19 protein-coding genes and 2 tRNA genes are annotated in these 26,308 nt (G+C 65.0%); 13 read left to right on the top strand and 8 right to left on the bottom strand.

All coding sequences use genetic code 11. The annotated features are described in order from the left end of the window. Window position 1 precedes the first annotated feature (1 nt). From HPY83_07170 to HPY83_07160, 3 genes are all read left to right on the top strand, one after another. The gene (locus tag HPY83_07170; GenBank protein ID NPV07729.1) at window positions 2–1,636 is read left to right on the top strand and encodes a hypothetical protein; all 1,635 of its coding nucleotides are present in this window, start codon (window positions 2–4) and stop codon (window positions 1,634–1,636) included. 328 nt (window positions 1,637–1,964) lie between these two features. Continuing rightward, on the top strand, window positions 1,965–2,195 hold the full coding sequence (locus tag HPY83_07165) for an Arc family DNA-binding protein (GenBank protein NPV07728.1): 231 nt from the start codon (window positions 1,965–1,967) through the stop codon (window positions 2,193–2,195). Next, window positions 2,192–2,629 (top strand): type II toxin-antitoxin system VapC family toxin, encoded by a 438-nt coding sequence (locus tag HPY83_07160; protein NPV07727.1) that lies wholly within the window; start codon window positions 2,192–2,194, stop codon window positions 2,627–2,629. Before HPY83_07165 ends, HPY83_07160 begins: the two co-directional genes overlap by 4 nt. A gap of 228 nt (window positions 2,630–2,857) precedes the next feature. On the opposite strand, the gene HPY83_07155 is transcribed toward HPY83_07160, so the two are convergent. Continuing rightward, on the bottom strand, window positions 2,858–3,766 hold the full coding sequence (locus tag HPY83_07155) for an amidohydrolase family protein (GenBank protein ID NPV07726.1): 909 nt from the start codon (window positions 3,764–3,766) through the stop codon (window positions 2,858–2,860). A gap of 312 nt (window positions 3,767–4,078) precedes the next feature. On the opposite strand from HPY83_07155, the gene HPY83_07150 reads away from it, so the two are divergent. Beyond that, window positions 4,079–4,984, top strand: coding sequence for an amidohydrolase family protein (locus HPY83_07150; protein NPV07725.1), 906 nt, complete (start codon window positions 4,079–4,081; stop codon window positions 4,982–4,984). A gap of 117 nt (window positions 4,985–5,101) precedes the next feature. Further along, window positions 5,102–7,123: an ABC transporter substrate-binding protein gene (locus tag HPY83_07145; protein ID NPV07724.1), complete on the top strand. Its 2,022-nt coding sequence runs from the start codon at window positions 5,102–5,104 to the stop codon at window positions 7,121–7,123. A 158-nt stretch (window positions 7,124–7,281) separates the two neighbouring features. On the opposite strand, the gene HPY83_07140 is transcribed toward HPY83_07145, so the two are convergent. Both HPY83_07140 and HPY83_07135 read right to left on the bottom strand, forming a co-directional pair. Beyond that, window positions 7,282–8,007 (bottom strand): hypothetical protein, encoded by a 726-nt coding sequence (locus HPY83_07140; protein NPV07723.1) that lies wholly within the window; start codon window positions 8,005–8,007, stop codon window positions 7,282–7,284. Then, complete coding sequence (locus HPY83_07135) at window positions 7,994–8,656, bottom strand: ABC transporter ATP-binding protein (GenBank protein NPV07722.1); 663 nt, start codon at window positions 8,654–8,656, stop codon at window positions 7,994–7,996. The genes HPY83_07140 and HPY83_07135 overlap by 14 nt, the downstream gene beginning before the upstream one ends. Window positions 8,657–9,073: 417 nt before the next feature. On the opposite strand from HPY83_07135, the gene HPY83_07130 reads away from it, so the two are divergent. After that, complete coding sequence (locus HPY83_07130; protein NPV07721.1) at window positions 9,074–10,021, top strand: ATPase; 948 nt, start codon at window positions 9,074–9,076, stop codon at window positions 10,019–10,021. A gap of 184 nt (window positions 10,022–10,205) precedes the next feature. Here the strand turns inward: HPY83_07130 and HPY83_07125 are convergent. Together HPY83_07125 and HPY83_07120 are read right to left on the bottom strand one after the other, a co-directional pair. Beyond that, window positions 10,206–10,281: transfer RNA gene (locus tag HPY83_07125), tRNA-Lys, on the bottom strand. Between the two features lie 682 nt (window positions 10,282–10,963). Further along, window positions 10,964–12,955 (bottom strand): ABC transporter substrate-binding protein, encoded by a 1,992-nt coding sequence (locus HPY83_07120; protein ID NPV07720.1) that lies wholly within the window; start codon window positions 12,953–12,955, stop codon window positions 10,964–10,966. A gap of 248 nt (window positions 12,956–13,203) precedes the next feature. On the opposite strand from HPY83_07120, the gene rplS reads away from it, so the two are divergent. Together rplS and HPY83_07110 are read left to right on the top strand one after the other, a co-directional pair. Further along, a complete protein-coding gene (gene rplS / locus HPY83_07115) occupies window positions 13,204–13,542 on the top strand; it encodes a 50S ribosomal protein L19 (protein ID NPV07719.1) in 339 nt (112 codons plus the stop codon). A gap of 46 nt (window positions 13,543–13,588) precedes the next feature. Continuing rightward, the gene (locus HPY83_07110) at window positions 13,589–14,218 is read left to right on the top strand and encodes a ribonuclease HII (GenBank protein NPV07718.1); all 630 of its coding nucleotides are present in this window, start codon (window positions 13,589–13,591) and stop codon (window positions 14,216–14,218) included. 19 nt (window positions 14,219–14,237) lie between these two features. On the opposite strand, the gene HPY83_07105 is transcribed toward HPY83_07110, so the two are convergent. Together HPY83_07105 and HPY83_07100 are read right to left on the bottom strand one after the other, a co-directional pair. Continuing rightward, window positions 14,238–16,082, bottom strand: coding sequence for an ABC transporter ATP-binding protein (locus tag HPY83_07105; protein NPV07717.1), 1,845 nt, complete (start codon window positions 16,080–16,082; stop codon window positions 14,238–14,240). A gap of 44 nt (window positions 16,083–16,126) precedes the next feature. Next, window positions 16,127–17,944, bottom strand: coding sequence for an ABC transporter ATP-binding protein (locus HPY83_07100; GenBank protein ID NPV07716.1), 1,818 nt, complete (start codon window positions 17,942–17,944; stop codon window positions 16,127–16,129). 377 nt (window positions 17,945–18,321) lie between these two features. Between HPY83_07100 and HPY83_07095 the strand changes: the two genes are divergently transcribed. Then, on the top strand, window positions 18,322–19,140 hold the full coding sequence (locus HPY83_07095) for a sugar phosphate isomerase/epimerase (protein NPV07715.1): 819 nt from the start codon (window positions 18,322–18,324) through the stop codon (window positions 19,138–19,140). 39 nt (window positions 19,141–19,179) lie between these two features. Here the strand turns inward: HPY83_07095 and HPY83_07090 are convergent, their stop codons facing one another. Further along, window positions 19,180–19,899 carry a glycerophosphodiester phosphodiesterase gene (locus tag HPY83_07090; GenBank protein NPV07714.1) on the bottom strand — a complete coding sequence of 240 codons (720 nt, stop codon included), beginning with the start codon at window positions 19,897–19,899 and terminating at the stop codon, window positions 19,180–19,182. Window positions 19,900–19,956: 57 nt separating this feature from the next. On the opposite strand from HPY83_07090, the gene HPY83_07085 reads away from it, so the two are divergent. The 4 genes from HPY83_07085 (at window position 19,957) to HPY83_07070 (ending at window position 25,485) form a co-directional block, all read left to right on the top strand. Next, on the top strand, window positions 19,957–20,412 hold the full coding sequence (locus tag HPY83_07085; GenBank protein NPV07713.1) for an arsenate reductase ArsC: 456 nt from the start codon (window positions 19,957–19,959) through the stop codon (window positions 20,410–20,412). A gap of 212 nt (window positions 20,413–20,624) precedes the next feature. After that, entirely contained in the window at window positions 20,625–23,420 is a 2,796-nt protein-coding gene (gene polA / locus HPY83_07080) for a DNA polymerase I (protein ID NPV07712.1), read from the top strand. 176 nt (window positions 23,421–23,596) lie between these two features. Then, window positions 23,597–25,273 carry an arginine--tRNA ligase gene (locus HPY83_07075; GenBank protein NPV07711.1) on the top strand — a complete coding sequence of 559 codons (1,677 nt, stop codon included), beginning with the start codon at window positions 23,597–23,599 and terminating at the stop codon, window positions 25,271–25,273. 138 nt (window positions 25,274–25,411) lie between these two features. Beyond that, window positions 25,412–25,485, top strand: a tRNA-Val gene (locus HPY83_07070). The last annotated feature ends 823 nt before the right edge of the window (window positions 25,486–26,308 follow it).

Below are 26,308 nucleotides of genomic sequence, written 5' to 3'. Positions count from 1 at the left end.
GATGCAATCGCCCTCGCGGGACAGCCGTCATCAATCCCAGTGGCTCTGGCATGTGCGACGACATCGCCAGCAACATCCCGCCCTATCTCTGGCGCGACCTGGTGCTGCCCGCCTGGGACCGCTTCTACCGGGGGATGACCACCGGCAGGCGCAGCGCACATGTGGAGGACCTGCGACCCGCTCAGCTGCCTTACCTGGAGGCCATCGGCCTGAGCTACTACGATCCCTCCATCTCGCACCGACTGAACCCTCGCATCATCCGAGATTCGTGCCGGGTGCCGTTCGGTTGGCGGCTGGGAAGCTTCCACTACTTGAACCTCACCGCCGACGACGTGCGCGACTTCGTCTTCCAGGCGGTGGCGGATGGGGCGTGTGCTGTGTTCACCTACGTCGAGAGCCTGCTGGTGCACGAGCCGCAGCGGAGCAAGGTGTTCGCCTTCATCGAGGCCGCTCAGGAAGTGGAGCGGGCTCTGGCCCAGGGAGCAACCCAAGCCGACCTGGCGGGGCATGTGAGCGAGGCGGGCAGGACCAAGTTCTGGGACCACTGGCTCGAGTAGGGGCTGTGACCAAGCAGTTCCGGTTGTGGGCCAGCGGGTGCGCCCACGTGGGCACCGACTTGCGGCACGGAAGGGAAAGCCTGGCGGAGGCGATCCGGCAGTCTGAGTTCGGCGGCTCCGAGGGCAGTCCTCCCTTCGAGTGGGACATCGCTCTTCACCTGGGGGATCTCTCCGGCAGCCAGACGCCGCCGCAGGATGACGAAGGCCGGGAGGTGGTGCGGCAGTTCGCCGCCGCTCGCAAGCACCGCCGGGAGCACTTCTATAACCTGCTGGGCAACCATGACGCCAGCGGGCCGGGGGAGCCCTGCCAGTGGTGGTTCCGCAAGTGGGTGGATCCGATCGGTGAGAGCACCAGGTTCTCCGGAGTGGATCCCTCGCGCCGGCCGTACCCGGTTCAGGGCACCTGGGAGCGGTATTCGTTTCGGGTGGGGAACTTGCTCTTCCTTATGATGGGGGATCGCAACGACGGCGGGCCTCCCGTGGGCCGGGGGGAGAAGGGGGGCTACCCGGCCGGGGCTGTCACGGGAGAGACGTTCCGGTGGTGGTGCGAAGCGGTGGAGGCCAACCGCGACTGCGTCATCATCTCGGCTCATCACCACATGCTGAAAGAGACTACGGTGGCGTCAGGGCCCTGGGAGGGCTTCGAGCGGGACGAGAATGGCCGGTGGCGTTCGCACTACCACGGGTACTTCGCCGACGGCGGTCCTGAAGGAGCCTCATATCTGTACTTCGTGGATGGGAGACCCGATGCCCAGGCTTTCGAGGGCTACCTGGCCCGGCATCCAGGCGCCATAGACATGTGGCTGGGCGGGCATACCCACACCCATCCAGACGACCGCAAGGGTGGGCGCTCGCACGCGGAGCGCAAGTGGGACGTGACCTTCATTAACGTGGCTTCGCTCTCCCGGCACCACGCCTGGAAGACGACAGTGCCCATGAGCAGGCTGCTGACCTTCACCGAAGGGAGCGATGAGGTTCGGGTGCAGTGCTATCTGCATACATCGGACTACGCGCCCCAGGGATGGTACGCACCAGCCGAGCGCGTAGTGCGGCTGGGCAAGCCGTTCCGCTGGAGGTAGGCAGGTGCGGGACCCGGGCTAAGGCCCTGTGTCAAGCCGGGCGCAGGAGGCGCAGCGCATTCAGGCCGGTGATCTTGTCGGGGGCCGTCTGGCTAATCTGACCCTCGGCCAGGAGCTGCTTCAGGTAGGCCAGATGGGGCATGTGCAGGTCTCGCCGGCCAAAAGTGTGGTCGGTGCCGAAGAGGAGCTTGTCCTGGACAAGTTCAGGAAGCGCGGGCTGGGGGCGGCACAACCGGCTGGTGCCCGCTGCTTTCGGAGCGTGCTGGCCCCTGCTATCATTGTGATAGCAGCCCGCTGGTGCGGCGGGCGCTCAAGAAGAGGGACAAGCATGACCGACTTGCTGGTAAGGGGCCTGGACAGCGACATTGTTGAGCGTCTCAAGGAGCGCGCCCGGCGCCACGGGCGCTCTCTCCAGAGCGAGGTCAAGGCAATCCTTGAGGCGGCCGCCAGCTACACCATGAGCGAGGCGCGTGCGGTATCCGACGAATGGCAGCGTCGGCTGGCGGGCGCCACGTACAGCGACAGCGCCGAGGCCATACGCGCCGATCGGGAGCGATGAGCGACATCGTCGTTGACGCCAGCGTGGCCGTGAAGTGGTTCGTGCCGGAGGTGCACTCCGACGCAGCGCGCCGCCTGCTCCAGGATGGTACTGATTTGCTTGCCCCTGACTTGATCTGGGCAGAGGTGGGCAACGTTCTGTGGCGCAAGTGGCGGTCAGGTGAACTGGCGGCAGAAGATGCCTGTGGCATTCTGGTCAGCTTCCGCCGCATGCCGCTACGGATGCACGCTGGCGAGTCGCTGTACGATGTAGCATGGCCGGTGGCCTACGCTCTGGGGATGACATTCTACGACAGCCTGTACCTGGCGCTGGCGCTGAAAGCTGGCTGCACTCTCGTGACTGCTGACCTGCGGCTGTGCAGCGCCGTGCGCGGCAGCCAGTGGAGCAATCACTGTCTGTGGGTGGAGGACGTATGCCAGATGGGCGACTTGTGATGGCGTCTCCTCTGGAGGAAGGCAGGCTGGCCCATCGCGCCCATGGCCCGCGTCAGGACTTAGCCTCGCGGTGGCGCCAGTCGTGGGCCCACGATCCACCTGATCGCCAACGGGCGCTCCCCGGACATGGCGGGCGGAGGCACACTCGCCGGGCCGCTAGGGGCGCCGAGGTCATGGTCTCCTCTATCCAGGATCAAGCTGGCAGTGAGCCCTGTCAGGGAGCTTTCCTCAGGCCGGTCGCAGGATGCGTAGCGCATTCAGGCCGGTGATCTTGTCGTAGGCCGTCTGGCTGAGCTGGCCCTCGGCCAGGAGCCGTTTCAGGTAGGCCAGATGGGGCATATGCAGGTCCCGCCGGCCGAAGGTGTGGTCAGTGCCGAAGAGGAGCTTGTTTTGGAAATGGTTCAGGAAGCGGACGCCGAACTCGGGAGTCCGGGTCAGGGCGTTGTAGCCGCTGTTGGCCGAGATGTCCGCATAGAGGTTAGGGTAGGCGCGCAGTAGGCGGCAGAGCGCCCCCTCGGCCTCGATGGGCTCCTTGGGGTATCCCATCTTGCTCTCTGGTGTAACCCCAGCGGCTATCTCGGCCCAGAAGCCCTGGCCGTGGCCGACGACGATGGTGTCCGGCGCCGATTGGAGCAGGCTCTCCAGCCGGGGCATGCCCGGGTCGTCCTGCAGGCCATAGGTGCCGGGCTGGAAACCCACGTTGTGGATGAGGACCGGCAGCTGCAGTTCGCCGATTTGGCGGAAGAGGTTCACGGTGCGCGGGTCGTCGGCCGGAATGTTGGCGGTGATCTCGCCTATCCCGCGAGCGCCGTGCTCGAGGAACCATTCCAGCAGCGGACGGAAGTCGGCGGTGGGCTTGTTGCCCAACCAGCGCGGGTCGAGGTTGCCGAAAGGGATTAGGCGGTCCCGGTGCCGGGCGGCGCCCAGGAACTGGTCCCGGATGGACATGTTCTCGCAGTAGACCAGGGAAGGGAACGTGACCGCCTCGGGCGACACCCCGCTGGGCAGCATGACCGCCTGGTCTATCCCCTCAGCGTCGAGCCGGGCCAGTATCTCATCCCAGGTGATGGGCTGGCCCTGGCCTATAGTGTACACCCCGTAGAGCTGGCCAATGTGAGTGTGGAAGTCTATCGTCATGGGATCCTCCCGCTGGCCGCCTGCCATGCCCTTCTAACGCAGCCGGTGACGCCGGTCAAGCATCTTCCTGTCTGCGACAGGAACCAGCCCCGCTGAGTGATCTATCCCCTATGCCCACGTCTGGCTCCCTGTCACCGCCGGCGGGCCCGATCGGTCGGTTCTGCCCACAGGCGAGCGCCGCTTGACGTTGCTCGGGGATCGGTGTTCTACTGGGCGCGATCGTAGCGACTGCAGAGGGTCTGGTGAGCCGGAGTGGCCCTCAGCCCTCGTTTCCATCGCAGAGCAGCACCAATGATCTGGGAGGAGCGGGCCATGGTGATCGACTTCCACCTGCATGTAGGTGACTTCCGTATGACCGGGCGCGAGGACCGGGTGCCCATGACTTGGGAGAACCAGTTGGCTCGGCTGGATGAGGAGGGCATAGATAAAGCAGTATTCCTGCCCGTGTACAACGCCTCCCCGGAGGGCTGCCCCTTCCCCATGATCTACCAGGAGCGCTGTTCGGTGCGGGATCAGGTGGTGGACGCCGGTCGGTACCCCGATCGGATCATCCCCTTCGGCAACATGGACCCTCGCTGGGGGCCCAACCGTCCCGACACCGACTTCGGGCCCATTCTGGACTGGTTCCAGGAGCATGGGTGTAGGGGAGTGGGGGAGATCACGGCCAACGTTCCCTTTGACGATCCCCGCAACGTCAACATGTTTCGGCAGCTAGGGGAGCGGGGGATGCTGGTGACCATTGAGAGCGCCGTGTTTGGGCCGGGTCACTATGGCTATCAAGACGATCCGGGGCTGCCGCGGTTGGAGCGGTTGCTGCAGCAGGCTCCGGACACCGTGGTCATTGGGCATGGGCCGGGGTTTTGGGCCAACATCGCGGTGGTGAGCACGGTAGAGGAGATGAGCGGGTATCCTCAGGGGCCGGTGGCGCGGGAAGGGGCGGTGGCGCGGTTGTTGCGGGAGTACCCGAACCTGTACGCCGACACTTCGGCACAGAGTGGTTGGAACGCTCTGACGCGGGACCCTGAGCATGGGATTCGGTTCCTGGAGGAGTTCCAGGACAAGATCCTGTTCGGCACCGACGTATGCTTTGCCGATGAGCAGGGGAGGATGCCGCAGCTGGGCTGGCTCAAGGAGCTGAGGGGCGAGGGTCGTCTTAGCGAGACGGCTTTCGAGAAGATCGTCTCAGGTAACGGGCTGAGGCTTCTGGGCATGGGCTGAGAGGGGAACCGCACCGACCCCTCCAGTTCTCACTTGACGGTAGCCTTGTTCTCTGCTACACGAGGCACAACGATGGTGTTCTTTCGTGCTCGTGTGACTTCCAAGGAGGGCAGTGTCATGACCCCGAACCGACTGGACCGAAGGCAGTTCCTGCAGGTGGCCGGCATAGCCGCCGGGGCGGCGACGCTCGCCGCTTGCGGCACCAGCCCTGCGCCGACGGAGGCCCCCGAACCCACCGCGGTTCCTCCTGAGGCAACTCAGGCGCCAGAGCCTACGGCAGCCCCCGAGGCGACGGCAACTCCTGCGGCCACCGAAGCGCCCGTCTCTCGCTACCAGGAAGCTCCCAGCCTCGCGGCGAAGGTGGCCGCGGGCGAGCTACCCCCGGTGGAGGAGCGGCTGCCGGCGGAGCCCGATGTAGTGGTGCCCTTCCAAGAGGTGGGCCAGTATTGCGATGACTTCCATCGAACCTTCACTGGCCCGACGGACGCTTACGCCTACACCATGATGCTGCTGGAGAGCTTGACCCGTTGGGACAACCGCACCGGGGCCATCGAGATCGTGCCCAACCTGGCGACTAGCTGGGACGTCAGCCCTGATGGGAGGGAGTACACTTTCCACCTCCGCCGGGGCGTGCGCTGGTCCGACGGCGAGCCCTTCACCGCCGATGACATCGTCTTCTGGTATCAGGACATCATGCTCAACGAGGAGCTCACCCCGGCAGTTCCATCCTGGATGATGGTGGGCGGGGAGCCGGGCGTAATCGAAAAGGTGGACGACTACACCGTGACCTTCAGGTTCAGCCAGCCTTACGGGATTCTACTCGAGTTTCTCTGTTTCGTGGGTGACGGCATCATCACCCCTAAGCACTACCTGCAGCAGTTCCATCCCACCTACGCCGACGCCGACGAGCTGGCCGCCAAGGTCAAAGAGGCCAACTTCGAGCAGTGGTATGAGCTGTTCGCCAACCGCAACAACCTGGGCCTGAATCCGGACCGACCGGTAGTCTCACCGTGGAAGGTCACGGTGGCCCCGCCGGCCGACCGCGTCATCTGCGAGCGGAACCCTTACTACTGGCGAGTGGATACCGAGGGCAAGCAGCTGCCCTACTTCGAGCGCATGGTGGTGGACCTTTCCCAGGATGGGCAGGTGGCGCTGATGAAGGCCATCGCCGGAGAGGTGGACCTGCAGTACCGACACATGGGGTTCGCCAACTACAGCCTGCTCCGGGAGAACGAAGAGCGGGGCAACTACACGGTGAAGGAGTGGATCGGCGGTCCTTTCCCCTGCGTGTACATCAACCAGAGCGTCAACGACGAAGCCCAGAGGCAGATCTACCAGACCACGGAGTTCAGGCATGCCCTCTCCTATGCCTTGAACCGGGAGGAGATGAACGATCTCTTCTGGTTCAGCTTGGCGACGCCAGGGAACCCCGTGGCCAGCCCCAGGGATCCCTACTGGGCCGAGGGCTTCGGCACCACTGCCATCGAATACGACCCGGACCGGGCCAACCAGTTGCTGGACGAGATGGGATTGGATCAGAGGGACGGTGACGGGTTCCGGCTGCGGCCAGACGGTCAGCGGCTCACCATGATCCTGGAGTCGTACCCCAGCGAGATGGGCGTGCCGGCCATAGACATCTTCACTCAAGTGGCCATGTACTGGCAGCAAGTGGGGCTGGATGCCCAGGCCAGGGAGGTGGAGCGGTCACTGTGGTCGCAGAGGGCGCTGGGCAATGAGATGGATCTGCCCTCGTACGATATAGCGAAGATCCTGTGGGTCATTGACCCAGGGTGGTTCGTTCCCTACGGCAGCTACTGCTACTGGGCGCCGAACTACGCCCTCTGGCAGCGCTCCGGTGGGACGGCAGGGCTGGAGCCGACGGACGAGGTCAAGGAGATCATCGAGTGGTACGATGCTCTCAAGACCGAGCCCGATCCCGATCGCAGGATCGAGCTGGGGCGTCAGATCCTGCAGCGGCACAATGAGCAGATCTACATCGTGGGCACTTGCTCCATTGACATCCTGCCCACGGTGGTGAAGAACGACCTCGTGAACGTCCTGGACCAGGCGGTGGGCGAGAACCGCCTGCGGCACGAGGCCATCACCTGGCCCTTCCAAGTGTGGCGGCGCCAGTCGTAGTTCCAGCGGCGATTTCACGTTCGAAAGGCGGGGGCCCATCGGGGCCCCCGCCTCTTTCGTGCCACCCGCTCGACTTGGCTCCCGACCCCGGGGGGAGTCAGCTCGGCCAGGACGACCAGGGCCTCGCCAAGACGGTTCTTCAGAGGCGGCGGCAGCGGTCAGGCAGCCAACTCAGTGCCGGCCTTTGACGCGTTGTGCTTGCCGCGTCGGGTGGCGCCCGGTACCCCTACGCGACTTGGTCCAGGCAGCGGCACACGACCCAAGAAAGGAGAGAAGCGATCGCGAGAGCGGAGGCGGCGGCAGCCAAGCTGGCGCCCGGGAGATCCGTGGGGGAGCGCCAGAGGTAGAGCAGGGCCGGTGCCGCTGCGCCCGCAAGGCCCAGCAGGACAGCGAGGCTGGTGGTCCCCGGCACGATGCCCGCCTGCAACCTGAGTGTAGCCCAGAACGACGGCAACAGCCCAGACGGGGAGGCCCGCACCGGGCCAGTGGGTCAACAGCCATATCAGCGCCACCTGCCGCCGACTCACGGGAGTCTGACACAGCAGCTGAGCATCGGCGTCCGAGAGGACGATGGTGCTGCGGCGGGAGGCCCGCCACGCGGCTGAGAGGGCCCAGACGAGGAGCCCGATGAGAGCGAGAGCGGCGGCAGACTCGGCAGGCCCTGCCGGCAGAGGGAGGATGAGAGCGGTGGCGAAGCTGGCCAACAAGGTGAGCAGGGCGAAGGCCCACAAGGAGAAGAATGCCAGCACGTAGATCAGGTACAGGCGGTCGTTGAGGGTGCGCGGGCGCGCCTCCAGGCCGGCCAGCAGCATCCAAAACCGCAGCCTAGCTGCCACCGCGCGGGAGCGGACGAGCCACACTGCCTGCAGATCACTGGGTGACAAGTGACCCCTCCCGCATGGTCCAGGTGGCAGCGGGCAACCGTTGGGGCAGGCCCGGGTCGTGGCTGCTAAGCAGGACGGCTCCGCCGTCGTGGGCGAAGTCATGGAGAATGTGGCACAGGAGCTCCGTGCTCTCTGGATCCAGCCCGGAGGTGGGTTCGTCCATGAGCAGCACCTGCGAGGGGCGGATGAGGGCCAGCGCTAGGGCCAGCTTCTGGCGCATGCCGCGGGAGTAGGCCCGCGGAAAGAGGTCCCTCGCTTCCCACAGGCCAAGCTGCCACAGCAGATCGCGAGCCCGCTCCTCGAAGCCCTGCTCCACCCCGTGGGCCAAACACACAAAGCGGAGGTGCTCCCAGGCGGTCAGTTCATCATAGAAGACAGGCACGTCGGGCACGAAGGCCAGGGCTCGACGGGCCTCCGGCTCGTCCCGATACAGATCATGCCCCTGGACCGAGACGCTGCCAGTGCCGGGGCGCAGCAGACCCGCCAGGCAGAGCAGCAGAGTGGTCTTGCCGGACCCGTTGGGGCCGCGCACCGCGACCATCTGCCCGGGACGAAGCTCCAGATCGGTTGGCTTCAGGGCCAGGTGAGGCCCGTAGGCTCGGCTGATGTTGGTGGCCCGCAGGAGGGCATCGTCGTTGATCGGGGGCACATGCGCCTCGAAGACTCAGGAGGCGAGTATACGTTGGCGGCCGCTTCCCGCAACCACGCACCGAGAAGGCGCACGTGCGGGCCGCCAGGCGTACAAGCCGTGCCGCCATCGTCAGCATTCCGCTATCCAGCCCCTCCCGGGCGTGGTATCATCCAGCGAGATGGCCGTTTCCGTCGATCGCTTGTGGCCTGCTGCCGGCGCGCGAAGGTCCTGCGGTTCACACCATGGTCAGCTGTGCCCAGTTGGCAATTGAAGTGCTGTGCCGGGTTCCGATGATGGTTCCAGCAGCCGTTGGGCAGCCAGCGGGTATGGATATCGGGGAGGCAAGTGCAGCCGTCGCTGGTTCGGTGGTGAGTTGGCTGGAGCGGCGGCGAGCTCACTGCGCCGTGCGGCCACGGTGACCGGTGTACTAGGGCGATGGCCGGGCCTTACGTTATCGGCGTAGACGGCGGGGGGACCAAGACCCGGGCGGTACTGGCCGACGCTCATGGGCGCGCCATCACCTGGGGAGACGGTGGGCCCTCCAACCCCACGCGCGTTCCAGCGGAACAGATGCGGGCCTCGCTCCACCAGGCGATCGCCGGGGCCCTGGGCTCGGCGGGTGTGCCCCTATCGTCGGTTGCCGCCATATGCCTGGGCATGGCCGGCAGCATGGGGAGCGAAGAGGTCATCCGGGCTGCCGTGGCGGACCTGGTGCAGGGGCGGCCGGTGTCGGTTGTCAGCGACGTGGTCGTTGCCTTCTGGGCGGCGATTCGGGGGGATTTCGGCGTGGTGATCATCTCCGGTACGGGCTCCTGCGCCTACGGCGTGGGGCCTGACGGTCGAACGGCGTACAGCGGGGGCTGGGGCTATCTGCTGGGTGACGAGGGCAGCGGCTTCGACATCGGGCGTCGTGGGATCGCGGCCGCGCTGAGAGCCTCTGACGGCCGCGGTCGGCCTACGGTCCTGCTGGAGCGGCTGTTGGAGTACTTCGAGGTCGACACGGCGCGGGAAGTGGTAGCCCCCATCTACCGGCCCGCCAGCGGGACACCTCAGAGCCAGATCGCCGGGTTCGCCCCTGTCGTTGTAGCCGCCGCCGAGGCCGGCGACGAAGTGGCGAGGCGCATCCTCCACAGGGCAGGGCGGGAGCTGGCGCTGATGGGGACGGCTGTGGCCAGCTCCCTTGGCTTGGGCGAGCGCGAGTTCGACCTGGCTCTGAGCGGTAGCGTATTCACGGCAGGTGCGCTTATCACGGAGCCGCTAGCCGGCGTGGTCAGGGCAGGGATGCCCGGCGCGCAAGTCTACGTCTCGGAGAAGCCGCCGGCGCTCGGTGCCGCCCGGCTGGCCTTGCGGGCCCTGGACAAAGGGAGCGACAGTGTCGGCTAAGCGAGACCAGTGGAGGTACGGACCGGTCCCGACCTACTAGCAGTTGCAGGAGATCGTTCCGAACCAGACTCAGGCGGGTCGGTGGCGCACTGTCGGCGCTATGCCAACTGTATGACCCGGCGATGGTGATTACCAAGGACGATATGCACGAAGTGAGGCCGGGACTGAGTTCCCGGCCTCGTGTTGGTGAGCCGCACAGGAGTCGAACCTGTAACCCACTGATTAAGAGTCAGTTGCTCTGCCTGTTGAGCTAGCGGCCCCGGATGGTCGTGGCTGTCTATGTCGTCACGATGATCACTTGAGCGCGTTCCCATTCTACGGCAGCAGTGTGGCACGGTCAAATGGGGAGAACTCAGGATCGGAGGGAAGAGCGCATTGAGACGGCAGTGGCACCGGGTCGACCCGCGCAGGCGGCTTCTACGCAGGCTCTCAGGGCCTGCTCCTCGGCCGGCCACGAGGGCAGGGCGATGTCGTTCACGTCCCCTTTGAGGAGCGAGAGCCGCAGGCGCGGTGGGCAGGTCTAGACACGGCGCGCCCGGGCACGCGCACTCCTCCAAGGCGGGCGTAGCGGCAATGCATTCGGGGCAGGCTCTGCTGCCCGATGGGTGGGCAAGACCATGGCATCCTGGTGAGCCGGGGTCTCGCATTGGCGGTCAGCGTTAGTGGTACCGGCCAGGGACGCCCGGTGGCGGGCCCACCTCTCCCGTGGGCCCGCGAACTCCTCGGGAGTTGCCGCGCTCCGCAGCTGCCTATCGCCCGCCGATGGTGAACAGATGCGTAAGGTAGGTGGCCACGCTGCAAGGCTGCGGTCCGGGCTTTGAGGCCCTTGGCCAAGACGTTGGCTCCACGGAGATACTGGCAGCCCAGTCGAGGGTGGACGGCAGAAGGCGGCGGGCTCTGGACTCTCGGCCTTCGTGATTGGACCCCGGCGCAGCGCCGTCTCTAGGACTCGCGCCGCCACACCTGGAATGGCCAGGCTAGCCCTTCATGGTAGGTTCGATACTCGGCCGGCGCCGACATCGGCACGTTGACGATGTCGTTCTTGACGATCATCGGTTGGACGTCGATGGCGCAAGTCCCGATGATATAGATGTTCTCGTGGTGCCGAGCCAGGATGTTGCGCCCCAGCTCCAGACGCTTCTGCTCGTCCGGTTCCGCCTTTAGCTGGTTGTACCAGTCAATGATCTGCTTGATCTCCTCGGGTGGCTCCATCCCCGTCTCGGGATTCAGGGCCCACTGGGCGTAGGCCGGGGCCCAGTAGCACCAGCCGTACGGGACGAACCAGCCGGGATCCAGGATCCAGAGGATCTTGGCGATGCTGTAAGAAGGCATCATGCTCTCGTTGGCATTGGCCCGCTGGCTCCACAGAGAGCGCTCGATCTCGCGGGCCTGAGCGTCTATGCCCAGTTGCTGCCAATACATCGCGACCTGGTTGAAGATGTCTATGGCCGGCACGCCCATCTCGCTGGGATAGCACTCCAGCAGGAGCTGCAAGCGTTCACCATCTGGCCGCAGCCGGAAGCCGTCATCGTCGCGCTGGTCCAGTCCGATGCTGTCCAGGAGCTCGTTGGCCCGATCTGGGTCATGCTCAATGGCGTTGGTGCCGAAACCCTCCATCCAGAAGGGATCGCGAGGCGTGGCGCACGGGTTGTACGGGTAGCCCATGCCATACCAGAACAGGTCGTTCATTTCTTCCCGGTTCAGCCCGTAAGACAGGGCGTGACGGAATTCCTTGGTCTGGAAGATCTCACGCAACGGATCATCGGGCCAGCTCTGGTTGACGTAGACGCAGGGGTTCGGCCCGCCGATCCACGAGCGGACCGTATAGTTGCCGTTCTCCTCGTTCTGGGTGAGGAGCGGGTAGTTGGCGAAGCCCATGTGCCGGTACTGCATGTCCACTTCCCCGGCGATGGTCTTCATCATGATCACTTCGTTGTTCTCGGCCAGATCAATCACGACCCTCTCGAAGTACGGCAGCTGCTGTCCGGCAGTGTCTACCTTGTAGTAGTAAGGGTTGCGCACATTGGTCATGCGCTGACCGGGGAACGGCTGCTCGACCTTCCAGGCCCACAAGACCGGGCAATCGGGGTTGTTCATGGTATCGTTGCGGTTGGCGAACAGCTCGTACCACTGCTCGAAGCCAGCATCCTTGATCTTGGTGGCCAGCTCGTCCGGGTCGGCATAGGTCGGGTGGAACTGGGACAGGTAGTGCTTGGGAGCGATGATGCCCGAGCCCATGAAGCACATGAACTCGATGAGGATGCCGTAGGGAACGCCGAAGGTGAAGGTCACGGTGTAGTCGTCCACCTTCTCGATTACCACCGGCTCGCCACCCACTACCAGCCAGGCGGGGAAGCTGGGCGAGAGCTCCTTGTTGAGAGCAATGTCCTCGTACCAGAAGAGGATATCGTCGGCGGTGAATGGCTCGCCGTCCGACCACTTCATCCCTTCCCGCATGTAGAAGGTGTAGGTGCGACCATCGCTGCTAACGTCCCAGCCCTTGACGATGTCGGGGATGGGCTTGAGCTCCTCTCCGTGGTAGTCCCACCGAGCGAAGGACTCGTAGACCAGAACACGATGCCCGGTGAGGTCGGCGGGACCGGTGAGCACGCGGTGCAGGTCGCCGCAATACTGCCCGATCTCCTCGTAGGGCTCGACTATCATTGGCTCCTTGGGCAGGCGCTCCTCCACCGGGGGCAGCTCGCCAGCCGCCACTTTGGCTGCCAGGCTGGGGGCCTCGGCGTACTTGGAGGCCGGAGCTGGGGTGGGCGTTGGGGCGGTGGTGGCTGCCGGCTCCGGGGTCGCCGCTGGGGCGGTGGCGGACGGTGCCTCCGTAGGAGCGGGGCTCGTCCCACAGGCGGCGATCGCGGCAGATGCGGTGGCCACTCCCGCTGTCCGAAGGAAGCTCCGACGCTTGAGGCGGCTGGTAGTCATCTCGCGTGCCTCCCAAAGGATGCTATGCGCTTGTGCTTATCCGACTGCAGCAGTACACCATAGGTAGAGGGTCCCTGTCAAGCTGGCCGCAGCTAGAGCCAGGCGCGGCGGCTCTGGCGCTCAAGGCCGCGGTAGCTGCTGGCGCAGATGGCGGGCTTCAGCCTCTTCTTGCTGGTGCTTTGCTCGGAGCCTTGAGCGCGTGCTATAGTCCGGCTTTGGCAGAGCACCAAGTGAGGAGGGCCAGCGCCATGACCGACTTCCTGTCGGTGGTATCGCCCGAAGTGGCGAATAAGGAGATTCCCGACATCCGCAGCGGCGACACGGTTCGTCTGCAGGTCAGGATAGTCGAAGGTCAGAGGGAAAGGTTACAGCCGTTCCAGGGAACTGTGATCCGCATGCGGAACACGGGAGCCGGCCCGGTGGCCACGGTGAGGCGTATCGCCAGCCATGGCATCGGCGTGGAGAGAACGTTCCCTCTGCTCTCGCCTCGGCTGGCGAGCATTGAGGTACTACGCCCGGCTAAGGTCCGCCGCAAGCAGCTCTACTTCCTGCGAGAGCGTGTTGGCAAGAAGGCCCGGCTTCGCTGAGGCCGGTGAAGGGAACAGCCCCGAGCAACCTGGGTCGAGTGGCGGGGTGCGCCCGGACCTGGTCTGTGAGTGTACCTGGTGGCGAGAGGGATACCGCAGGGTGGCCGGGGTGGATGAGGCCGGGCGCGGAGCTCTCTTCGGGCCCCTCGTAGCGGCCGCGGTCATCCTCCCGCCGGACCTGGACCTGAGCCGACTCCCCGGCCTGGCGGACTCCAAGCTATTGTCGCCCCACGCCCGCGAGGCCCTGTACGACCGCATCCTGGCCGAGGCCGAGGCTGTTGGGGTGGGTGCAGTGAGCGCGGCCACGGTGGACCGGGCCGGCCTCCAGAAGGCCAACGTAGAGGCCATGACGAGAGCGCTGGAAGCGTTGCCCGTGAGGCCGGACCTGGTGCTGGTAGATGGGTTGGGTCCTTGCCCCCAGGGCTACAGGACGAGCGCTCTCATTGATGGCGACGCCCTGTGTGCCAGCATCAGTGCGGCCTCCATCGTGGCCAAGGTGGCGCGCGACCGCCTGGTGTGCGAGCTGGCGACGATCTTCCCCGGCTACTCTCTGGAGTGTAACAAGGGCTACTCGACGGCCGAACACCTAGCGTCGTTGCAGCGCCTAGGCCCCACTCGGCTGCATCGCCGCAGCTTCGCGCCAGTGGCCGCCCTCTTGGCTTCAGGACACGACTAGAACCCCCTTCGCAGGCGGTTCAGGCGGTCTTGCCCCAGCTGTTCCCTACTGAGAGGGCTTGCTGTTGGCGCGAGTACAGCAAGGTGTAGAGCTCGTAGTATCGGCCCCGCCTGGCCAGCAGTTCCTCGTGCGTGCCCATCTCTTGCACCCGCCCCCGCTCGATCACCACGATCATATCCGACTGGACTATGGTGGACAGGCGGTGGGCGATTACGAACGAAGTGCGTCCCTGAAGCAGTCGCCTGAGGGCCTGCTGGATTAGCCTCTCCGTCTCGGTATCTATGTTGGCGGTGGCTTCATCCAGAACCAGTATCCTGGGGTCGGCCAACAGGGCGCGGGCGAAGGCGATGAGCTGGCGCTGCCCAGTAGAGAGGATGGCGCCTCCCTCCTGTACTTCGGTGTGGTAGCCATAAGGTAGCTGGCTGATGAACTCGTGTGCCCCCACCGCCCGAGCCGCTTCCACCACCTCTTCCTCAGTGGCCTCGAGCCTGCCGTAGCGGATGTTGTCGAGGACGCTCCCAGAGAAGAGGTAGTTCTCCTGGAGGACGATGGCGATCTGGCGGTGCAGCGACTCCTGAGTCACATCGCGGATGTCGTGCCCATCGATCCTGATCGCGCCTCCAGTCACGTCGTAGAAGCGGGCCAGTAGCTTGATGAGGGAGGTTTTGCCGGCGCCGGTGGAGCCGACGAAGGCGACAGTCTGGCCTGGCTCCACCTCGAAGGAAACGTGCTCGATGACAGGCTTGTCCGGAGAGTAGCTGAAGCTAACGTCATCGAAGGTCACCCGTCCCTGGATGGGAGGAAGGGGCTGGGCGTCAGGTTTGTCTTCGATGTCCGGCGGTGTGTCCAGCAACTGAAAGATGCGCTCGCCGGAAGCCATGGTGGCGAGGAGGGAGTTGTAGCGCATGGCCAGGTCGCGAACAGGCATGAAGAAACGACCTACGTAGAGAAGGAAGGCCACCAGGGCTCCCTCGGTGATGTGGCCGGCGAGGACCTGGCGGCCGCCGAACCACACCACCATAGCAGTAGCGACTGCGTTGGCGAACTCGACTGAAGGGAAGTAGATGGCGGAGAGCCTAGCGGCGTACAGGTTGATGTCCAGGTTGTGGCGATTGATGCCCTTGAAGATGTCGAAGTTGAGCCGCTCCCGCACCAGCGCCTGCACTACCCGTACCCCGCTGATGTTCTCGGCCAGGCTCCCGTTGATGCGGGAGATGGCCCGGCGCACCTCGCGGTAGCTGTCGCGGGCCTTGGCTCGCCATATGAAGGTGCCCACGGCCATGAACGGCAGTACCGTGAAGGTCAGAAGGGAGAGACGCACATCCATCGCCAACATCACGGCCACGATGCCCGCCAGCACGAAGGTGTCGTTGACCACCTGAACGATGGCCCAGGTGGCGAAGTCCTCCAGCACGTGAACGTCTGAGATCATGCGAGAGATGATGCGCCCGACTTCGTGGGTATCGAAGAACCGCATGGACAGGCGTTGAAGGTGGGCGAACAGCTGAGTGCGGATGTCGTACATGATACCCTGGCCGGTGCGCGACAGGATGTCGGCCTGCTTCACCCGGATGCGCCACGCGATCAGGTTGAGGCCGGTGAAACCCAAGGCCGACACGACGAGGGCGGTGAGGTTCCGGGCAACGATGCCCTCGTCTATGGCTAGTCTCACCACATAGGGGCCGGCGAGGCTTAGGGCGGAGGCGGTGAGGACCAGCACCAAGGCTGTCCCCAGCATGCGGGAGTAGGGACGGATGTAGCCCGCCAGCCGACGAGCGATGTCGGGGTCGTATTCGGCATACCGGTCCTCCACCTCGTCCGGGCGGGGCGCCGGCGGCGCTACGGACCGACGTTCCCGCTCCATCCGGGCGGTTGCGGGCGAGCTGGCCACACCACCTCGGGCGCTGTTCACGAGTTCACCCTCCGGTGCGACAAGGCACTGAGAGGCCTTCCGGCCAGCCCGTCTCTCGCTAGTTGCTCTTCCTGATCACGCAGCTGCAGGTCGTAGATGCGCCGGTAGAGGCCGGAGTGCTGCAGAAGCTCCTCGTGAGTGCCTCGTTCCACCACCCTCCCGTGGTCCATCACCAGAATCATGTCGGCCGCTTTCGCCGTAGTGAGACGCTGGGCGATGACGAAGGTGGTGCGTCCACGCATGACTTCGGCCAGGGCCAGCTGTATCAGGTGCTCGGTCTCGGTGTCCACCGCCGCGGTGGCGTCGTCTAGGATAAGGATGCGAGGATCCAGCAGGATGGCCCTGGCGATAGACACACGCTGGCGCTGTCCCCCGGAGAGGGTGTACCCACGCTCGCCCACGAAGGTATCGTAGCCCTCGGGGAAGGCGGTGATGAAGTCGTGGGCCTGGGCGATCCTGGCGGCGCGCTCGATCTCATCCATGGTCGCCTCGGGACGGCCGTAGGCGATGTTCTCTCGGATGGTGCCGGTGAAGAGTAGAGGCTCCTGGAACACGATGCCTACCTGCCGGCGCAGGGACTCGAGGGTCAGGTCGCGCACGTCCATCCCGTCAATCCGCACCGCACCCTCGGTGACGTCGTAGAAGCGGGGGATCAGGCTGACGAGGGTGCTCTTGCCGCAGCCGGTAGGGCCCACGATCGCTACTACCTGGTTGGGCTCAGCGGTGAAGGACACGTCATGCACCGAGTACGGTCCCTCGTGCGTCAGGTCGCGACTGGTGTAGCGGAAACTCACATGATCGAACGTCACGTTGCCCCGGAAGGTGGGGGCTTCGATGGCGCCGGGCCGGTCGGCCACCTCGGGCCGGGTATCCAGGATCTCGAAGATGCGTTCTCCGGCCGCGGTGGCCTCGGTGGCCGAGTTGACGATCTCGCCAATGCTCTGGATGGGACCGGAGAGGAGGGCCAGGTAGCCGCTGAAGGCGACCAGGATGCCCACGGTCAGCTCGCCGGCCATGACGCGGGGGCCGCCGTAGAGCAGGAGCAAGGTAGTGCAAAGCCCGAACAGGAAGATATTGAGCTGGTTGTTCGTGACCCAGTAGCGTATGGCCTGGAGCCGGTGACGGCGAACTCGGTCCACCTCGGTGTTGAACTTGGAGATCTCATAGTCCTGTCGAGCGAAGGCCCGCACCACCTGGGCTCCCAGCAGATTCTCCTGCAGGACGGTGGTCATGACGGCAAACTGCTGCTGTATGGCGCGGAAGACAGGGCGAATCCGCTGACGGAACACCACCGCCATCACGGCCACCACAGGGAGCGGGAGGAGCGACACAGCTGCCAGACGCCAGTCGGTGGTGAAGAGGATGGTGAGGGCGATGGCGGAGAGCAGGACGATGTTGACGGCCTGCATGATGGCCCAGCCGGAGAAGCGCAGCACCGCGTTGACGTCGGAGGTGCAGCGGGAGATGAGCTGGCCGGTGTCGGTGCGGTCGTGGTAAGAGAAGGAGAGCCGCTGCAGGTGATCGTACAGGTCGTTGCGCATGTCGTAGGCCATATGCTCGGCCAGCCAGGCATGCAGATAGCGGTGCCCGAAGGAGAAGAGGGCGGAAGCAGCACTGATGCCCACAATGATCAGGCCAGCCCGGTCTATGAGGGCGGGATCGCGCCCGGTCAGGCCAAGGTCTATTACACTGCGGATCACCAGAGGCACCACCAGCCCAGTCACGGTGGTCACGGTCATACAGAAGTAGGTGAGAACAGCGTGCCTCCAATAGCGGAGCAGGTACTGAGCTACGAGGCGCTTCAGCGTGTCCACGGGCTACCTAAGTCCAGAAGGCACCGGCGGAAGAACGAGTGCCGACGGCCTGGGGGGAGATGAGGGTCTTCGCTATCCATGGGCTCCTACGACGTCCGGCTGGGCAGCCTACCCCAGGGAGCCTCCTAATCGACTCGATGCTGACGCCCGGCCACCGTCGGGCAAGGCGTACCCCGAGGTTGCGAGCGCCTTTCGGCATGCTAGCACAGGCATGGGTGGCAGGCAAAGGCCGCGAGGAGGGCGGGGGCGTGGGGCAGAGAAACCTATGCCTGAGCAGGTGCCTTGACCGGCTCCCGCACGCTGGCTAGACTCCTCAACCACGAGGCATGGTTGTGGCAGAGGGCATCTGCCACAGCCGTGGTGGCGGAGGTGAGCAAGTGATACGTCTGGCCGGTATGACGAGCATCTTTCCTGACATGACTCTGGATGAGGGTCTGGCAGCGCTAAAACGGTACGGCTATGAGGGATTGGAGGCCCGGGTGGAGTGGGGCCACCGGTCCGGCATCGAGGCTTCTCTCTCTCCGACAGAGCGGGCCGATGTTCGCAAGAAGGTGGAGGACGCAGGCCTAACCGTCTGCGCCATCGCCACTGGCGTGCGAGCGGCGGAAGCGGACGAGGAGGCTCGGGCCAAGCACATGCGCGACCTGGTCACCTACGTGGACCTGGCAGCCGACCTGGGGGCGCCTTACGTGCGCACCTTCGGGGGACAGCGTCCGAGGGATCGTGAGCTCAAGTATGTGATTGACTATGTGGTGGAGGCCTACCGGTCGGTGCTCAGCCGAGCGGCCGACCGGGGTGTAGTGGTGCTGATGGAGACCCACGACGACTGGTCCCACTCCAGCGAAGTGGCGGCGGTGGTGGAGAGGGTAGATCACCCCAACCTGAAAGTCCTGTGGGACATCATGCATCCGCAGCGGATGATGGAGAAACCTGAGGAGACGTTCTCGGTGATAGGGGCGCTGACCCGGCACCTGCATGCTCACGACGGGATCTATCCCGCGGGCGGGAGCCGGGTGCAGATGGTCCCGCTGGGGGAGGGCGTGTTCGATCACGCTACTCCCCTGAGACTGCTGCAGGAAGCGGGATTCGACGGCTACTTCTCGGTCGAGGTTATCCACGCCCCGGGCAGCCAGCACGATGCCGAGGGGGTTCTGAGGCAGTACGCCGAGGCGTTCCGCAGAATGGTAGGTCGGTAGGGACTGCCGAGCGACCGGTCGCGGCAGGACGCCAATGGTTCAGCGTCCTGCCTTCGCCTTCTTGAGCAAGGCCCGTGCGGCATCGGGAGTGTTGGTGCACACTCCCCAGACGGGCAGCGAAAGCATGGCCTCGAGCACCTCTGGCCTCTCTTCGTGCCATAGCACTACCTCCAGGCCGTGACGAGCGAAGCGGCTGAGGAGATCGGGCGTAACCAAGGTGTCAGGCCGGGACGAGGCATCCTCCCAGCACAGATGCACCATCCTGGCGCCGATGCGCTTGGCCAGCACCGTTAGGTCGACGGCAGGGTCACTGCTGAGTATGGATGCGGGGATGCTAGGCAGGAGTGTTGCTGCCTGACGCACCAGTGTTGCCTGAAAGGAAGCAGCTACGAGGCCGACCGGTGGTCGTACTCGTGCCAGGGCTTCGGCCAGGGCTCGCGGGGTGCCGGGCGCCTTCAATTCCACGTAGAGCCCGCACCTGGCTCCGAATGAGTCCAGGACCTCGATGAGAGTGGGCACGCGCTCGCCCAGGCCAGCGTGGAAGCGGCGCACCTCCGCCAGGGTCTTCTCAGAGACGGGGCCTCTCCCGTCGGTAGTCTCACCCAGGTCCTCCGGGTGCAGCACCACGGCCTGTCCGTCGGCCGTGAGACGCAGATCCAGTTCTACCCAGTCGGCCCCCAGCTCCAGGGCGCGTTCGAAGGCGCGCAGAGTGTTCTCGGGCTCGTAGGCTGAGGCACCTCGGTGTGCTATGATGTGCATAGGCTCCCTCCCGCGGGCGACGTACAGGCATGGTAGGGAGGGCTTGAGGTCTGGTCAATGGAGGGTGCTGTGGGTCCCGAAGGCGAGCGGCCGTTCCGGATGTTGGTGCTGTGTACGGGCAACTCGGCCCGGAGCCAGATGGCTGAGGCGATCGTGCGCAAGCTGGCCGGGGACGCGGTCGAGGTGCACAGCGCTGGCATCGCACCGGCGGGGCTCAACCCGCTGGCGGTGCAGGCCATGGCCGAGATCGGAGTGGACATAAGCGGCCAGAGGTCCAAAAGCGTCACCGAGTTCCTGGGGCAGCGCTTCGACCTGGTGCTGACTGTGTGCGACAGCGCCCGCGAGTCATGCCCCGTGTTTCCCGGGGCCCCTGAGTACGTGCACTGGAGTTTGCCCGATCCGGCAGCGGCCACGGGCAGTCACGAGGCTCGCATGCAGGTGTTCCGGGAGGTGAGGGACAGGCTGCAAGGGCTTCTGGGCGATCTGCTGCGCTCCCGCGGGCTAGTCGCCTGAGGCAGTGCTGAAGGGTGCCCGCTCCCTCGGGGCAGGGAGGCCTTCCCAGATTCTGGGGCGAGGATTGGTGACGAGCTCAGGGGACCTCGGTGTGAGGGGGCTTGCGCTCCTGAAAGCCTCTCCATCTAGCTGCCCCTGAAGGGGCGCCGGGCCAGTTCGAACTGGCGAGGGCAGCCGGGCTTGCGTTGCTGGGGGCGGGGTGCCGGCGTAGAATGGTACAGTTACATGATAAGGAGAATTGCCAGGTGTCCTCGCGTCCTTTGCTCATGATCGTGGATGGTCACTCCCTATTGTACCGGGCCTTCCACGGCGTGCCCGATGCGCTGGCCAGCCGTCAGGGGGAGCCCACCAACGCCATCTACGGCTTCACCGCTATGCTGCTGAACGTCCTTCGAGACTGGCATCCGACTTACGCCCTGGTGGCGATGGACGTCGGGCGTTCGTTCCGGCATGAGAAGGCCAAGGAGTACAAGGCCAACCGGGAGCAGATGCCGGACAGCCTCCGGTCGCAGCTGGAGCGGGCCCGAGAGCTGTTACAGGCCCTTCACATCCCCGCCGTAGGGTTGGAGGGTTGGGAGGCGGACGACATCATCGGCACGGTGTCGGAGAAAGCCAACGAGAGGGGCATAGAGGTCCTCATCGTTACGGGCGATACGGACGCCCTCCAGCTCGTGGACGGCGGCGTCAGAGTGCTAACCCCCGGGCGTCGCTTCTCGGATCCGGTGGTATACGACCGGAGGCGCGTGGTGGAGCGCTATGGCCTTGAGCCGGAGCAACTAGCGGATTTCAAAGCCCTGGTGGGGGACAAGTCGGACAACGTGGCTGGGGTCAAGGGTATCGGCGAGAAGACGGCGGCCGAGCTCTTGAGGCAGTACAAGACGCTGGAGGGGATCTACGAGCACCTGGATGAGATTCAGAATGCCCGGGCTCGCCGGGCTCTAGAGGGCAGAGAGGCGGAGGCTCTCCGCAATCGCGAGTTGGTCACCATTTGGCGCGATGTGCCTCTGGAGCTGGATCTAGACCAGTGCCGGGTTGGGCAGGGCGACATGGCGGCACTAGAGCAGCTCTTTCGGGAGCTGGACTTCCGCAGCCTGATGGGTCGGCTGACGGAGCAGCAGGAGGGGCAGCTGAGCCTGTTCACGGCTCCCGCTCCGGCCGAGGGTCCCAGGGAGACGTCGGCTTCGGAAGCCACCACCGAGTACGAGATCGTAGACTCGGTGGTGGCCCTGGAGAAGCTGGCCGCCGCGGCGGCCGACGCCGAGATGATAGCTCTGGACGTGGAGAGCGACGCTCTTGATGCCGTGTCGTCGGCGCTGGTGGGCATATCGCTAGCTCTGGAAGAGGGCCGAGGGTACTACATCCCGGTGGGCCACCGAAGCGAAGGTAACGGCAACCTGGACCTCGATGAGGTGCGGAGGGTACTGGGCCCCGTGCTCATGGACCCCGCGGTGGAGAAGGTGGCCCACAATAGCAAGTATGACTGGGAGATGCTGCAGCGGCACGGTCTGCATGCCTCAGGGCCGGATTTCGACACCATGGTGGCGGAGTGGATCCTCAATCCCGACCAGCGCAGCTTCGGGCTGAAAGCAGTGGCTTGGGGCCGCCTGGGGGTAGAGATGACTCCCATCACCGACATCATCGGCAAGGGCAGGAGGCAACGGTCCATGGCGGACTGCGAGGTGCGCGAGGTGGCGCCCTACGCGGCGGCCGACGCCGATGCCACCTTGCGACTGCGTCCGCTCCTGGAACGGGAACTACGGGAGCGAGAGCAGTGGCGTCTCTTCCGCGAAGTGGAGATGCCCCTCGTGCCGGTATTGGCGGAGATGGAGCTTAAGGGCGTCCGCATTGACGTGGACTACCTGAGAGAGTTCTCTGCCGAGCTGGAGCGACGGCTGGAGGAGATCACTACGCAGATCAGGCTGCTGGCCGGGTATCCACTGAACGTGAACAGCACGCAGCAGCTGAGCGATCTTCTGTTCAACCAGCTGAGGCTTCCGTGCGGGGGGTTGCGACGGACCGCCAGCGGCCACTACAGCACGGCGGCGGAGGTGCTCGAAGAGCTTCGGGGGGAGCACGAGGTGGTGGACCTCATTCTGGAGCACCGCCAACTCTCCAAGCTCAAATCTACCTATGCCGAGGCACTCCCGGGATTGGTCAATCCCCATACGGGTAGGGTGCACACTTCGTACAACCAGACGGCAACGGTGACTGGCCGTCTCTCCTCTAGCGATCCTAACCTGCAGAACATCCCCATCCGCACCGAGTTAGGCCGCCGGATAAGGCGGGCTTTCACGGCGGAGCCGGGCAGTCTCCTCATCGGGGCCGACTACTCGCAGGTGGAGCTGCGCATACTGGCTCATGTGTCCCAGGACCCGAGGCTGCTGCGCGCCTTTGCTGAGGGACTGGACATTCACGCCAGCACGGCCGCCCTCACGTACGGGGTCCCCATCGAGCAGGTAACGCCGGAGATGAGGCGCATCTCCAAGACGGTGAACTTCGCCGTCATCTACGGAGTGAGTGCCTTCGGCCTGGCGCGTCAGTCCGACCTGAGCGAGGCCGAGTCCCGCGCCTTCATCGAGGCCTACTTCCGCAACTACCCCAAAGTGCGCGAGTATATCGAGGGGGTGCGGGCCTCGGTGGCCGAGAAGGGCTATGTGGAGACCCTGCTGGGGCGGCGGCGGTACTTCCCGCAGTTGTCAGGTAGGGAGAGGCTGTCGCGGGTACAGAGGGCGGAAGCGGAGAGGGCAGCCATCAACATGCCCATCCAGGGAACGGCCGCCGACATCATCAAGATCGCTATGATCCGTCTCAGCCAGGAGTTGAAGGCCAGGGACCTGCTGACGCGGATGATCCTCCAGGTCCACGACGAGCTGGTTCTGGAGGGGCCTGAGGACGAGGTCGAGGTGGTGGTGCCGTTGGTACGCGAAGTGATGGAGAACGCCTTCCCCCTGGACGCGCCCCTGAAGGTTGACGTGGCGGTGGGCCCGAACTGGCTGGAGGCCAAGTAGTAGCGGGTAGAGGAAGCGCTCGCTAGGTGGCGGCGTCAGGGAGCGCGGTCGAAGCCGCGCTTCCTCGCTTCCCGGTGTAGAATGGAACGCCGGCCAGGGCAGGGTCCCTGGCGGGTGGGCGTGGGGCACGAGTGTGTCGTGTCTGCCCATGATACCTTCTTGCCTTCGGAGGAGCGGTGCAGCCCGTACGAGAGAGAGTGGCGGATGCAGTGAGGAGGGGATTTGAGCAGGCGCAGGCAGCCGGGGCGCTGCCCGCCTTCGAAATCCCGGAGATCCCGGTGGAGCGGCCGCGCCAGGGGGGTCACGGCGACTACGCCTCGCCGGCTGCCATGCAGGCGGCCCGGCTGGCCCGTATGGCGCCGGTGCGGATCGCCGAAGCGGTGCGGGCTCACCTTCCCCGGGAGCCATTCATTGGCGCGGTTGAGGTAGCGCCGCCGGGCTTCCTGAACTTTACCCTGAGCGACGCCTGGCTTGCATCTCAGGTAGAAACCGTGCTTGCCGAGGGGGAGCGCTTCGGCCGGACGAACATGGGGCAGGGCGTGAGGGTACAGGTGGAGTACGGCAGCGCCAACCCCACTGGCCCTCTCCACGTAGGGTTTGCCCGGAACGTGGTGCTGGGCGACGCCTTGGCGAACCTCCTGGCCGAGGTGGGGTACGACGTCCAGAGAGAGTACTACGTCAATGACGCCGGCACGCAGATGCGTCAGTTCCAGGAGAGCCTGTACGCCCGTTACGCCCAGGCTCTGGGACTGGATGTCCCGGTGCCAGAGACGGGATACCAGGGCTGGTACCTGGCGCAGTGGGGCCGGGAGATCGCAGAGGCAGAGGGCAGACGCTTCTTGGACCTTCCATACGAGGAGGCGCTAGCGGAGATCGGCGAGTACGGCCTGCAGAACAAGGTGCTGCCCAGTGTGCGGGCCGATGTCGAGGCTATGGGCATCCGCTACGACCGCTGGTTCTCGGAGCGCGACCTCTACCGCGACGGGACTTTCGACAGGGCCATGGAGGTACTGCGCCAGGGAGGGTACCTAGTGGAACGCGAGGGGGCCGTCTGGTTCGAGGCCACTAAGCTGGGGGCCGACAAGGACGAGGTGGTGATCCGCTCGTCCGGCCTGCCGGGCTACTTCGCTTCCGATATCGCATATCACTACGACAAGTTCGTCAACCGCGGCTTTGACCTCGTCGTTGACGTGTGGGGTGCCGATCATCAGGGGCATTTGCCTCGGATGAAGGCCATGATGGAGGGTCTGGGTCTGGACCCGGATCGGCTGCGCATCGTCATCTACCAGCTGGTGACGCTGAAGCGGGGCGGGGAGGTGGTGCGCCTATCGAAGCGGACGGGCGATATGATTACCCTGCGGGAGCTGATTGACGAGGTCAGCCCGGACGCGATTCGCTACTTCCTGGTCTCGCGCTCGCCCGACAGCCAGATGGATTTTGACCTGGAGTTGGCGGTCAAGCGAAGCGAGGAGAACCCGGTATTCTACGTGCAGTACGCGCACGCTCGCATCGCCAGTGTGCTGCGGCTGGCCCAGGCGTCTTCTCTCGACTATGACCAGGCGGACCTAAGCCTGTTGGGACACCCAAGCGAGATGGCGCTCATCCGGCAGATGCTCCAGTTCCCCGAGGTGTTGGTGGACGCGGCGGCGGACTTCTCGCCCCATCGGTTGGCGTACTACGCCTATGACCTGGCGCGGGCGTTCCACGCCTTCTACCGTGACTGTCGCATCGTGAGCAGTTTGGCTGAGGATGCGGAGGTGACCAAGGCCAGGCTGCGGCTGTCGCTGGCGGCCAAGGTGGCTCTGGCGCGGGCTCTGGAGGTAATGGGGATGAGCGCCCCGGAGCGGATGTAGGGGGAGATGTCGCGACCGAGATCGCCGAGACGGGCCTATCAGGGAGAGGAGGGCGTTTTGGGGCGCCGGAGTCGAGCTACGAACCATGGAGTTGTTGCTGGGCGGGCCACGGCGGCTGTATGATGGAAGGGTAGGTAGGGGCGAGTAGCTCAGTTGGTCAGAGCGCTTCCCTTACAAGGAAGAGGCCACAGGTTCGAGTCCTGTCTCGCCCACTGTTGGCAGTAGGTGCGGCCTGGCCTGGCTACTACCGGTAGTGGTAGAGGGTCGGGCCGGGTGCCCTTTCCCCCGCCATCACGTTGCTGTCAGATTGCTGTCAACCCAGAAGCACGAAGCCCGCCAGGTGCGCTTGCTCTGGCGGGCTTTTGCTGTTAGGCTTCTCCCGTCAGTCAGTGCACTCTGACTGGCCGTGCCCTGGGCTGCTAACACCAGCGCCGGGGCTTTTCGTTTGGTAAGGTGGCCCCATTCTACTACCACTCCAGAGAGCCGTCAACTGCGGCAGCACCGGTTCTGGCCCTGCACCAGGCCGGGGCGTCATCAATGACCGTGGCCACAGACCTGGCAGAGCTGCTGAGCGAACGGGCGAAACGGGATAGAGCAAAGAGGGCAGCGGAAACACGGTGGGATGACAGCACTCTTGACAATGACAGCACCGGATGCTTGGAGGACGCATCGTCCTCCAAGCAATCCGAACCCCAAGAGCGTTCCCGCACCCAAGCGGCCAAGGCTGCCAGTGTATCCGAGCGGAAGGTGCGGCAGGCCCAGACGGTGAAGCGGGCGGCACCTTCGCCAGCGCCGTAGAGGGACTAGCGCCTTACCTTACGTGCCCGTCACCAGGGCTGAGAGCGTACTGTCCCGCTATGTCCCGTTTCCGCTCGCCAAACCTATCCTAGCCCTATCCTGCTAGCTCCGAGTGCGGCTCCCAGAGTCCATCAGAACCCATCCCCCTGGCTGTGTGTTCCTGGGAGTCCCCGTCAAACCGCCTGCACCAGGTCCATCAACACCATCCCAGCTGGCGCCCTTACCGCTTTTGCCCGT

It is taken from the genome of Anaerolineae bacterium, from assembly GCA_013178015.1.
Classification (GTDB): Bacteria; Chloroflexota; Anaerolineae; order DRVO01; family DRVO01; genus Ch71.
This window is presented reverse-complemented; position numbering and strand designations above follow the sequence as displayed.

Coding starts and splice junctions, on each gene's coding strand:
- HPY83_07085 (NPV07713.1), top strand. CDS start 19,957: ATGGAGGGTGCTGTGGGTCCCGAAGGCGAGCGGCCGTTCCGGATGTTG.
- HPY83_07150 (NPV07725.1), top strand. CDS start 4,079: ATGGTGATCGACTTCCACCTGCATGTAGGTGACTTCCGTATGACCGGG.
- HPY83_07145 (NPV07724.1), top strand. CDS start 5,102: ATGACCCCGAACCGACTGGACCGAAGGCAGTTCCTGCAGGTGGCCGGC.
- HPY83_07090 (NPV07714.1), bottom strand. CDS start 19,899: ATGCACATCATAGCACACCGAGGTGCCTCAGCCTACGAGCCCGAGAAC.
- HPY83_07130 (NPV07721.1), top strand. CDS start 9,074: ATGGCCGGGCCTTACGTTATCGGCGTAGACGGCGGGGGGACCAAGACC.
- HPY83_07120 (NPV07720.1), bottom strand. CDS start 12,955: ATGACTACCAGCCGCCTCAAGCGTCGGAGCTTCCTTCGGACAGCGGGA.
- rplS (NPV07719.1), top strand. CDS start 13,204: ATGACCGACTTCCTGTCGGTGGTATCGCCCGAAGTGGCGAATAAGGAG.
- HPY83_07160 (NPV07727.1), top strand. CDS start 2,192: ATGAGCGACATCGTCGTTGACGCCAGCGTGGCCGTGAAGTGGTTCGTG.
- HPY83_07105 (NPV07717.1), bottom strand. CDS start 16,082: ATGGAGCGGGAACGTCGGTCCGTAGCGCCGCCGGCGCCCCGCCCGGAC.
- polA (NPV07712.1), top strand. CDS start 20,625: ATGGTACAGTTACATGATAAGGAGAATTGCCAGGTGTCCTCGCGTCCT.
- HPY83_07170 (NPV07729.1), top strand. CDS start 2: ATGCAATCGCCCTCGCGGGACAGCCGTCATCAATCCCAGTGGCTCTGG.
- HPY83_07165 (NPV07728.1), top strand. CDS start 1,965: ATGACCGACTTGCTGGTAAGGGGCCTGGACAGCGACATTGTTGAGCGT.
- HPY83_07155 (NPV07726.1), bottom strand. CDS start 3,766: ATGACGATAGACTTCCACACTCACATTGGCCAGCTCTACGGGGTGTAC.